Genomic DNA, 11,542 nt, shown 5'->3' with positions numbered 1-11,542 from the left:
ACCCATAATAACTACCTATAAGTAAATGGACATAAAAAAGCCCCCTACCTGAATATCAGATAAGGGGCTTTTTATGTGACTACTTTTTGATGCGTGAAACGTTTTTAACCACGAAATACACCTTACAAAGTTATCTTATTTATAATGACTAACTTATGCAGCTTCTTTATCCGCAGCCTGCTTAATGCGCATATCGCCGGTTTCAATATAACGCTGATGCCATGATAAAGCTTCCTGTAAGATATGCGGTGTTTGCATACCCGCATTGTCTGAGGCGCGATCAAAGTAATCTTGCAGCATTGGACGATAGTCAGGATGGGCACAGTTATTGATAATCACTTGTGCGCGCTGACGTGGAGATAAACCACGCAAATCCGCCAATCCTTGCTCGGTGACGATGACCATCACATCATGCTCAGTATGGTCGTGATGCGAGACCATAGGCGTGATACAAGAGATAGCACCATCTTTTGCAACCGATGGCGATACGAAGAACGAGGTATAAGCGTTTCGTGCAAAGTCACCTGAACCACCCAAGCCATTCATCATATTGGTGCCCATGACGTGGGTTGAGTTGACGTTACCATACAAGTCACACTCAATCATGGCATTGATGGCTAAAACGCCTAAACGACGTGCTACTTCAGGATGGTTGGTAATCTCTTGTGGACGCAAAACAATACGCGCGCGCAGCTCTTCGATATTGGCATTAAAGCGCTCTAGCGCATCTGGGCTTAATGACAGTGCGGTTGCCGATGCCATGGTCATTTTGCCAGACATAATCAGATCTAACATACCGTCTTGTAAGACTTCAGTATATCCAGTTAAATTCTCAAACGGGCTATTTTGCAAGCCTGCCAATACCGCGTTGGCAACGTTACCCACACCCGATTGGATAGGTAATAAATTTTCTGGCATGCGACCTTTTTTCACTTCATCGTGGAAGAAGTTAATAATATGACTGGCAATTTTGTTCGAGCATTCATCAGGATCGGCAAATTTACTATTGCGATCTGGTGAATCCGTCAACACGACCGCGACAACTTTATCCAAATCACAATGCAAATACGGCACACCAATACGTCCACCTGGGGTCACAAGTGGAATGGGCGTGCGATTGGGCGGCATACCAATGTCGTTATACACGTCATGCATGCCTTCTAACATCAAGCTTTGCTGCGCATTTACTTCTAAAATAATTTTATCCGCATTTGCTAACCATGCATTGTTGGTACCAATGGATGTCGATGGAATCAGGCGACCATCTGGTAAAATACCGGCGACTTCAACCACTGCCATGTGCATATCACCATAAAAACCAATAGTGCTCTGCTGTGCCACATGTGATAAATGCATATCAAAATAATGCGCTTTACCAGCATTGATTTGCTTACGTAGAGCAGGCTCTGACTGGTACGGCGTACGCCACTTAATACCATTCGCTTCTGCTAATACGCCATCACATTCAGTTGCCGTAGAGGCGCCTGTCAATAAACCAATTTGGAAATCTTCACCACGCGCGTGAGCCGCTTGCATATGTTTTGCAAGTGCAGCGGGAATGGCTTTTGGGTAACCGGCACCTGTAAAGCCACTCATGCCGACATTCATATCATTTTTAATAAAGGTCGCTGCTTCTTCAGCCGACATGATCTTTTTGCTTAACTCGTCGTGAAGGACACGCCCTTCATGGTTTAGTGATGTCATACCGCTTCTCCTAATAACGTCCATATTAATATCAACCCTCATGATCATGAGGAAAATTGAGACATAACTGATTGCGTGCGGTCGTTTTTATCCTGTCGCTTGCAGCTTGTTATGCCTGAGTTTTGCGTCACTTTGTTGTGAATAATCTCAAACCTGAAATAATTCACGTGATGACCATTATAACGATACTGTTCGTCTCAACAACTGTTTTTTTGCTATTAATTAGACTAATGTAAGTTTTTAGTAAAGGTGTCAAAGGTTTTTAGCCAAAATATATAGGGATAGCTTGGCTTGTAGCGGTTTTTTAAGGCATATTTTAATATTGTGATTTAGAACCCTTAAAGACGATTTATTCAGATTGCGGGTATGATTAGGAACTGATACAAAATTGTCTCGACAGTCCGTTATACTGTTTGTTAATAGTAGCTGCGAGAGAATGAGAAAATAATAATGGCAAATATAATGATGATAGTAATTTTGGTCGTGCTGCTAGGCGTCTATGGACTGATGTTTTGGTATTGGATACGAACGACATTGATTATGATGCGCCAGTCAGTATTACTTGGAATACTTGGTTTATTGTTTTCACCGCTCGCACAGCTCGTTTATTACTTTTCCAATAAAAATAAGCTCAATATGAGTGATAAAAAAGAATTTAGTCGCTATTGGTTGGTTATCGTCCTGACAATAGTGATTAGCATTATTGGAGCGATGGTGACCACCTTTTTGCCCGTTCAGTAGTAGAGCAGCCTAGTAACACAGTAAGAATTTTTTAACGCATAAAAAAACGCCACTTGCTATAAGTTCGCAAGTGGCGTTTTTTAAAATTAAAAATATCTCTTATTTTTTTTAGAGATACTCTTTATCGTCATCTTTGATTTAATTTTTATAGGCGTTCATGAGTATTTGTATTGTTTCTACTGCCATCTGATAGCAACTTTCGATATTACCTTGCCCGCACCAATCGCCACTGACAATCCACTGGCGAGAATTATCAACGGCTATTCCTAGAGGCTGCTCGGTAGTCAGGGTTGCCGCATAACGCCAGCGATGAATGTCAATCTGGCTGGGCGCGGTGCGATTTTTCCATTGCAATACCTGCTGCGCGGCCGCCAATAACTGAGTTTGAACCGTTTCTATATCTTCATCAACGTTTACCTCAGACCAGTCATTACGGGCATGAATGGTGATACTTGGCAGTAGCTCACCATGAGCCGGTTTATGATGTTCAATAAATATTCTGTCCAATACTGACTCATTGAGATAAGCCACATCCCAAATAGGCAGGCTATCATCGCGTAAGACGTTGGGTAACTGTTCAGCGGAATCCCAACCTAGCATCAAGGTATAACACGCCTGCATCTGCGGCTGACGTATTTGGGCAAGCTTATCGAAACCGCTTTTTGCAAGTAGGTTAATAGCTTGTGCTGCGGGAACGGTACAAATCACCCAATCAAAATGACCGAGACTGGCGCCGGTGTCATCAAACAGCTCAGTTTGTGTATCAATCGCGACCTTGGTTTGAATCAATGGTGCTACATGGGTTTTAAATTTGAGTGTGGTATGTTGTAACTCAGCCGCCAATGCGCGACCCCAACTGGTCATTTTTGGGGTACTAATATAACGTGCATGCTGGCTGTCCCATTGCTCTTTTTTGCGAATATCAGGTGATTGATACTCACTATTAGGCGTCAATTCAACCACGTGCGCACACCACGGTTGTATTACTCCAGCCTTTAGCCATGGCGTTATAAACGCTGAAAAAGCGTCTGTTTTTGCAGTAAAAAACTGCGCTCCAAACGCCCATTGCCATTGCTTATTGGTGTGCTCATCGGTACGGTAGCGCGTGGCTAAGCGCCCAACGCTACGAGATTTCTCAAATATCGTTATCTTTGGCGTGCAGGTTTGAGGCTCTTGCTCAGCGAAGGCACGCTCTAACAAAGTTGCTGTTAGCAAGCCACTAAGCCCACCACCGATAATGGCAATTTTTGGGTTGGGTTTGGGGTAATTATATGTACTGGTATGAGCCATAGCGTTATTAACCGTCATTTGATGAGCCATAGTTGGATGAACCTTGGTATTTATTTCAAAGTGTTATATAGCGATTCTACGTTTTAGAAACGACAAGTATTACAGTCAATACGTCTTATAGAAAATCAATAATTGAAAGCATTAACCCATTAAAAAGTCATACTAGCATCACCAGTATGACTTTTTTTACAATAATTCCACTTTATAATAAGTAAATCCACCTTAAATGAAGCAACTTACTTACTAAATATATCAATTTTCAGAAACGTTCGCGAGATCAGGTATTAATGATAATTTGGACGCTCCGCTTTAACTACTTCAATCAGCTTATTAATCACCGAGCTATCCGCTAAAGTCGATAAGTCGCCAAGCCCAACATATTGCCCTGCCGCCAAACTACGCAAGATACGACGCATGATTTTACCAGAGCGTGTTTTGGGCAATACATCAACAATATAAATGGCATCCAAGGTGGCAATCGGACCAATATGGGAACGTACATGGCGATTTAATTCTGTTTTTAATTCGTCACTAGCAACCTCTCCCGCTTTAAGGATAATGAATGCACAGATGCCTTCACCGCGAATGGGATGCGGCATGCCGACCACGGCAGCTTCTACAGTCGCCCGATGTGAGTCTACTGCGCTTTCTATTTCAGCGGTACCCAATCTATGACCTGAGACGTTTAAGACATCATCGACTCGTCCCGTAATCCAGTAGTGACCATCTTCATCACGCTGCACACCATCACCGGTAAAGTAATAGCCTGGGTATTCAGTAAAGTAAGTCTTCAAAAACCGCTCATGGTCATTATAAATACTGCGCATTTGTCCTGGCCAGCTGCTCTTAATTGCCAAATTGCCCTCTGCAGGACCTTCAAGTGGCACTCCATCAGTATCTACCACCTCAGGTATGATACCGTACAATGGATTCATCGCCGCACCCGGCTTCATATCAACCGTACCAGGAATCGGTGCAAGCAAAATCCCGCCGGTTTCGGTCTGCCACCAAGTATCGACAATCGGGCAGCGGCTGCTACCGACGACATCATAATACCAATCCCATGCTTCAGGATTAATCGGCTCGCCAACGGTGCCAAGTAAGCGCAAGCTTGAGCGATCGGACTCACGGACAAAGGCATCGCCTTCTTTCATCATGGCACGAATGGCGGTGGGCGCGGTATATAAAACACTTACCTTATGCTTATCAACAATATGCCCAACGCGCGCCCAGGTTGGATAATCTGGAACACCCTCAAACATAAGGGTTGTGGTGCCATTGGCAAGCGGCGCATAGGTAGTATAGGTGTGTCCGGTGACCCAGCCGACGTCCGCTGTACACCAAAACACATCTTCGTCTTTCACATCAAAGACATCGCGGAACGTTGATAGTGCATAGGTAATATAGCCGCCAGTGGTATGTAGGACGCCTTTTGGTTTGCCCGTTGAGCCGGAGGTATACAGTAAGAATAACGGGTCTTCTGCATTCATTACTTCAGGCTCGCACTGCTCGCTTTCGCTCTCGACCAAGGTGTGATACCAAACATCACGGCTGCTACTCATTGACACAGGATTGCCAGTACGATGAACGACGATAACATTAGCAACGCTGTCTGTTCCTTCCATATCAAGGGCGCGATCGACGTTGGCTTTAAGCGGCGTGCACTTATTACCTCGTAAGCCTTCATCAGCTGTAATAACCAGCTTGGATTGACTGTCGATAATGCGATTGCCCAAACTTTCTGCAGAAAAACCACCGAATACTACCGAATGCACCGCCCCAATACGCGCGCACGCCAGCATTCCGACTATCGCCTCCGGAATCATGGGCATATACAGCGACACGCGATCGCCTTTTTTAATACCCAGTTTGCGCATGGCATTACCTAGGCGGCAAACTTCGCTATGCAGCTCTTTAAAAGAGATAATTTTATGTAGTGAAGGGTGATCGCCTTCCCAAATAATCGCCGGTTTATAGGGGTTGGTTGCCAGATGTCTATCCAAGCAATTGACCGAAATATTCAGTTCACCATCTTCGAACCATTTAATTCGAAAGTCGTCCAAGTCATAATTGACATTACTAATGATGGTTGGCTTTTTGAACCAATCAATCAGCTCAGAACGAGATGCCCAATAGGCGTCAGTATCTTCTGGAGAGGCAATGGAGTGTTGATAGTTTTTTTGGTATTGCTCGGCGGTGGTGTTGGCAGTAGTCACGAAGTCAGGGTTAACGGGGTATATTTTTTGGGTCATGGTCTTTTCCTTTTTTTAATTATTATTACCTATATCTATCAGGTTAATAACCGCTGTCAGGCAGAGGCAGTAACCGCTACAAGTAATGCGGTGTCATTTTCCATAATGAGTGACGACCTCGTTCTAGTGTGACAAATAAGACCTTGTGATGCAAGGTATCAACCATGAATCACAACAATTTCACTTATCTTATATTTTGTCGTCACTGACCCCTGCTATGGTTTTACGTCGGGCTGCTATTTAATCCTTGTAACCCGCCCTTAAATATGGACAATAGCTCCTCTAAATAGCGGATTTTTCAGACTATTTTTCTGATGATTTGCCCTAATTTTTACGATGCATCGATACTATGCAACGTCACGCTTTCTGGAAATAACCGCAATGGATACCCAACGCAGCACACCCTTCTCTGAACCGTCTTCTAGCAAGGCTAGTCAGTCTGCTACCCATTATGACGTGATTATTATTGGTGCGGGCGCATCAGGGCTATATTGCGCGCTGACCGCTGGGCGCCGTGGTCGGCGCGTATTGGTAGTCGATCATGCCAATAAGGCAGGCAAAAAAATCCTGATGTCAGGTGGTGGTCGTTGCAACTTTACCAACTACTTCGTCGAGCCTGAGCATTTTATTAGTGCCAATCAACACTTTTGTAAATCCGCACTCAGTCGTTATCCGAGTTGGGAATTTATTGCGATGGTTGAGCAACATAAGATTGCTTATCATGAGCGCGAGCATGGGCAACTGTTTTGCGATGATTCCGCGCAAGATATTTTGACTATGTTGCTTGATGAATGCGCCGCTGTTGGGGTACAAATACGGCTCAATACTGAGATTCAGCAGGTTCAAGCTATCAACAATAATGATACAGCACGCTTTGGATTAATAACGGCTAAAAAGCTAAGTAAAAAAGACGTAACTAACGAAGCAAATACCCCGCAAACTTACTATAGCTGTGAGTCACTGGTTGTTGCCACGGGCGGCTTATCTATCCCAACCATGGGCGCAAGCGGTCTTGGTTATGAGCTGGCGCAGCAGTTTGGACACACACTGGTCTCTACTGATGCCAGCCTAGTACCGTTTACCTTTACCGATAAAACGGGGGAACTGCTTCGAGCATTGGCAGGTATTAGCTTACCAGTGGTTGCCAGTAATACACGTACCTCCTTTAAGCTGCCGTTACTCTTTACTCATCGCGGCTTGTCAGGTCCTGCCATGTTGCAGCTGTCCAATTATTGGCAAACGGGTGAGCATATCAGTATTAATCTGTTACCGGATATTGATATCACCGCGCTACTACTTGAGCATAAAAAGACGCATCCGAAACAACTGATTCGTACAGTGTTGGCGGACAATACGGATAACGCCTTACCCAAAAAACTATTGGTCGCCCTACAAACGACGCTATGGGACGATATCAAAGACACAGAACTGGCAAATATCAAAGATGAGCGCTTAGTAGAGCTTGGCGCAACGCTCAACGGCTGGCAATTAAAACCATCTGGTACGGAAGGCTACCGTACCGCTGAGGTGACGCGCGGCGGTATCAAAGCCAATGAGGTGTCCTCAAAAACCATGCAAAGTAACCATCAAGACGGGCTATATTTTATTGGTGAAGTGTTGGATGTCACTGGGTGGCTGGGTGGCTATAACTTTCAATGGGCGTGGGCGAGTGGCTTCGTTTGTGGCGAGGTGGTTTAGCTTATTAATAGTCAAAAAAAAAGGTCATTGAAAGATCTAAATATTTAGAGACATAAGTATTTAGAGACCTAATCATTGAGAAAATCAAGCGCGTATTGTTAAATAGGAATTAGTATTGATGAGCTTATGCCAATTCATCATCAATGCATAACTATTGATTAGTATATAATTTCTATTATATATAAAATATTATGATAGGAAGATAATAGTGCGCGCCATTCAACATATTCATGGGAACAAAAGAAGCTACTGGGTAGGTGATGGCTTTCGGGTGCAAACGTTGGTCAATCATTTACAGCCGCAGCCTGACTTTAATTATCAGCATACTGACCCTTTTCTATTGCTAGATTATGGCGAGCCGACCACCTTTGCTGTTAATCCTGACTATGACACGCAGCCGCGCGGCATCGGTCAGCATCCGCATAAAGGCTTTGAGACGGTGACCATTGCCTACGCTGGCGAAATTAGCCATAAGGACTCAACTGGTGGTAGCGGTATTATTCGTGAAGGCGATGTCCAATGGATGACCGCAGGGCGTGGTATTACTCATGAAGAGTTTCACTCGCCAGCATTTGGCAAGCAAGGCGGCATGTTTAGTATGGCGCAAATGTGGGTCAATCTGCCACAGCAACATAAGCTCACGGATGCGCATTATCAGGCGCTCGAGCGGGCAACACTACCGACAACGACATTATATGGAGATAACGACGTTGATAGGAACGCTGATGACAGTGATTATTCCAGCAACCAGTCGCCAATAGGTCAAGCGACGATTATTGCTGGTGATTTCAACGGAGTAACTGGCGCTGCGAGAACCTTTACGCCCATTAACGTTTGGGATATTGAACTCCATACCACAGGCACGACGACATTGAGCCTACCTGCCAGTCATAACCTAATGATACTGGTACAAAGCGGGTCGCTACTGATTAACGACACAGAAGTGACGGCTGGACAACTGGTACAGTTTAAAGCGCCTAACGCCTTGCAATCTAAAGAATCTTCTATAAAAGAAACAGCTACAGAAACAACTGCAGACATCATTACCCTAACCTATCCTGAGTGCTCAGATTCAGCAGATACGCCCATTGTTAAACTATTATTATTAAGCGGTGAACCGATTGGCGAGCCGATTGCCGCCCATGGTCCTTTTGTGATGACCACGCAAGAAGAACTGAACCAAACCTTTCGTGATTATCAAAACGGTAATTTTGGTTAAAAACCACACTACAAATAACCGGTTAAAATAAGCAGATTAACCGGCATAAAAAAGCCACCTTATGAATGATAAGGTGGCTTTTTATTGAATTAATAATCAATCTAACGAGGCGTTATTGGTCGCCATCCATAAACGGATAATCGGTATAGCCAACCGTACCGCCACCATAAAACGTTTCAGGGTGCTGCTTATTAAAGGGTACGCCTTGACGAATACGCTCTGCCAAATCTGGCGTGGCGATATAATCACGCCCAAATGCCACCGCATCAATATAGCCATCACGGATATTCTTTTCCGCTTTGTCTGCGGTATAACCACCTGCGGCAATGATTAAATTATCAAAGGTATCACGCACGCGCTGACGGAAATTATTGCTATAAGGTGTACCACCTGCCCAGTCCGGTTCAGATAAATGCAGATACATAATCCCGCGCTTATTCATCTGCTCAATCAGCCAAATATTCTCATCTTCATGATACCCAGCTTCAACATTATTAAAAGTACCAAGGGGCGAAATACGAATGCCTACATGCTCCGCATCCCATGCTTCAATACAAGCATCGATAACCTCAAGCGTTAGGCGGGCGCGATTTTCCTTGCTGCCACCATATTCGTCCGTGCGCTTATTGGTATGTTCAACCCAAAATTGATGCAGCAAATACCCATGTGCCCCATGAATCTCAATACCATCAAAACCGGCAGCGCGCGCGTTACGCGTGGCATGGGCGAAGTCAGCAACGACTTGCTGAATCTCATCAAGGGTGGCAGGACGCGGTTGCGTTGCATCGACACGGATGGCTTGATTATCGCTATCACGCAGCGAGGTACGAATACCAACGTCAACATCAGATGCTGAGATAGGCGCTTGGCTATCAGGCTGTACACTTTTATGCGCGACCAAACCCGTATGCCAAAGTTGCAACACAATCTTGCCGCCTTTGGCATGGACATTATCGACAATCACTTTCCACGCGGTCATCTGGTCTTGGGTATGCACGCCCGGTGCGCCCGCATAGCCTTTCGCCTGAAAAGATACTTGCGTTGCTTCTGCAATAATCAATCCTGCACCAACGCGCTGCGAGTAATACTCACCTGCCAATGCCGTCGGTACATCACCCGGCTCAACGGCGCGTAGGCGGGTTAACGGTGCCATAATGATGCGATTCTTTAACGTTTGCGTGCCCATTTTAATAGGTTCAAATAAGTTATCATGTGCCATGAGATTGCCTTGCTTATCATTAAAAATAAGTAATGAATGAGTGATAAATGTTAGATTATCACTATAAATTGATGATTCTCATTGATTGAGAAGAAGGCTTTTATAAGGGGTAAGACTCATTATTCAATCTATTTTTACAAACAAACACGCCTGCTTGATAAAACACCATTATTAATAAAATCAACTGATTAACGACGCTTACCAACCCTTTAAGAATAGCCACTCAATAATCAACTGACGCTAGACAAGGCAACTAGCTATTCAACCCACTATTCAGATTTGAGCTAATCCAACTTATTTCAATCAAATTCGTGCTAATCAAATTAGGAGTTCAATACATGAAACTACGCATCTTAAAATCTGCCGTGACCAATCCTTGGTTTAACTTGGCAACCGAAGACTGGATATTTAATACACTTGGCAATGATAAAAAAGCGTCCCATTCGCACACGCTATTTTTATGGCGCAATTCTGAAACCGTCGTCATCGGGCGCTCGCAAAATCCGTGGGTGGAATGCAAGACTGACAAAATGGAAGAAGACAACGTATTTCTAGCACGGCGGCAAAGTGGTGGCGGTGCGGTATTTCATGATTTGGGCAATACCAACTTTACCTTTTTATCTCCTAAAAACGACTACGATCAACACGCAAACTTTACCATTATCATTAACGCCTTAAAAAAACTAGGCATCGATGCCACGCTGTCTGGGCGTAATGACATGCAAGTAGGCGATAAAAAAATATCCGGTAGCGCTTTTAAACACGCAGTAGACCGCAGCTTTCATCATGGGACGCTACTGGTCAATGCCAACATGCAAAAGCTTGGCGATTATCTCAATCCGCATCCACTCAAACTGCATGCCAAAGGCATCAAATCGGTACGCTCGCGAGTGGCTAATTTGGTCGATTTCAATGATGCGATTAATCATGAAGTCTTATCTGACGCCATTATCGAGGCGTTTTGTGAGTATTACGGGCAGACGGTGGCAGTAGAGGAATTGGACGAAAACACGCTCGCAAAAGAGCCGTCTTTGAACAAATACTATCAGCAAATGGCGGATTGGGATTGGCGCTTTAGTAAAACGCCGGAGTTCTCGCATCGTATTGAAACGCGCTTTGATTGGGGCATGATTGATTTGCATATGGATGTGAAGCAAGCGGTAATTGCGGAAGTGGTCATTTTCTCTGACGCGCTAAACGTTGAGTTGATTGACCTGCTAAAAGACACGTTGACTGGCATCAAATACGATAAGCATGAGATTCAAGATAAGCTTGATAAGTTGCAAACAGCGAATTCAGATTTATCAGATCAAATTAATGATTTTGAGCAGTGGCTGATTGGAGAGATGGAGGGTTAGATTTGTTTATAAGGTTAAGTTTATTGGTCAGCTAATAAGGACAGATATGTTCAGCAGTATG

Annotated in this window: 8 protein-coding genes; 4 read left to right on the top strand and 4 right to left on the bottom strand. The window is 44.3% G+C overall.

Annotated features, from left to right (window positions below; translation table 11 throughout):
• Positions 1 to 153 precede the first annotated feature (153 nt).
• A complete protein-coding gene (locus tag H2245_RS03820) occupies positions 154 to 1,704 on the bottom strand; it encodes an acetyl-CoA hydrolase/transferase family protein (protein ID WP_182406043.1) in 1,551 nt (516 codons plus the stop codon).
• A gap of 462 nt (positions 1,705 to 2,166) precedes the next feature.
• Between H2245_RS03820 and H2245_RS03815 the strand changes: the two genes are divergently transcribed.
• Positions 2,167 to 2,445, top strand: coding sequence for a hypothetical protein (locus H2245_RS03815; RefSeq protein WP_182406041.1), 279 nt, complete (start codon positions 2,167 to 2,169; stop codon positions 2,443 to 2,445).
• 138 nt (positions 2,446 to 2,583) lie between these two features.
• On the opposite strand, the gene H2245_RS03810 is transcribed toward H2245_RS03815, so the two are convergent.
• Positions 2,584 to 3,765: an NAD(P)/FAD-dependent oxidoreductase gene (locus tag H2245_RS03810; protein WP_259365068.1), complete on the bottom strand. Its 1,182-nt coding sequence runs from the start codon at positions 3,763 to 3,765 to the stop codon at positions 2,584 to 2,586.
• Positions 3,766 to 4,019: 254 nt separating this feature from the next.
• Positions 4,020 to 5,987, bottom strand: a complete 1,968-nt coding sequence (acs, locus tag H2245_RS03805) for an acetate--CoA ligase (RefSeq protein ID WP_182406039.1) — start codon at positions 5,985 to 5,987, stop codon at positions 4,020 to 4,022.
• A gap of 381 nt (positions 5,988 to 6,368) precedes the next feature.
• On the opposite strand from acs, the gene H2245_RS03800 reads away from it, so the two are divergent.
• Complete coding sequence (locus tag H2245_RS03800) at positions 6,369 to 7,685, top strand: NAD(P)/FAD-dependent oxidoreductase (protein ID WP_182406037.1); 1,317 nt, start codon at positions 6,369 to 6,371, stop codon at positions 7,683 to 7,685.
• Positions 7,686 to 7,893: 208 nt separating this feature from the next.
• Positions 7,894 to 8,904 (top strand): pirin family protein, encoded by a 1,011-nt coding sequence (locus tag H2245_RS03795; RefSeq protein WP_182406035.1) that lies wholly within the window; start codon positions 7,894 to 7,896, stop codon positions 8,902 to 8,904.
• Between the two features lie 112 nt (positions 8,905 to 9,016).
• On the opposite strand, the gene H2245_RS03790 is transcribed toward H2245_RS03795, so the two are convergent.
• Positions 9,017 to 10,123 carry an alkene reductase gene (locus H2245_RS03790; protein ID WP_182406033.1) on the bottom strand — a complete coding sequence of 369 codons (1,107 nt, stop codon included), beginning with the start codon at positions 10,121 to 10,123 and terminating at the stop codon, positions 9,017 to 9,019.
• Positions 10,124 to 10,461: 338 nt separating this feature from the next.
• Between H2245_RS03790 and H2245_RS03785 the strand changes: the two genes are divergently transcribed.
• Entirely contained in the window at positions 10,462 to 11,481 is a 1,020-nt protein-coding gene (locus H2245_RS03785) for a lipoate--protein ligase (protein ID WP_182406031.1), read from the top strand.
• Positions 11,482 to 11,542: the final 61 nt, after the last annotated feature.

The sequence above is a fragment of the Psychrobacter sp. GP33 genome (assembly GCF_014119005.1).
In the GTDB taxonomy this organism is placed as follows: Bacteria; Pseudomonadota; Gammaproteobacteria; order Pseudomonadales; family Moraxellaceae; genus Psychrobacter.
Note: the sequence above shows the minus strand (reverse complement) of the source record. Positions and strands in the feature narration are given on the sequence as shown.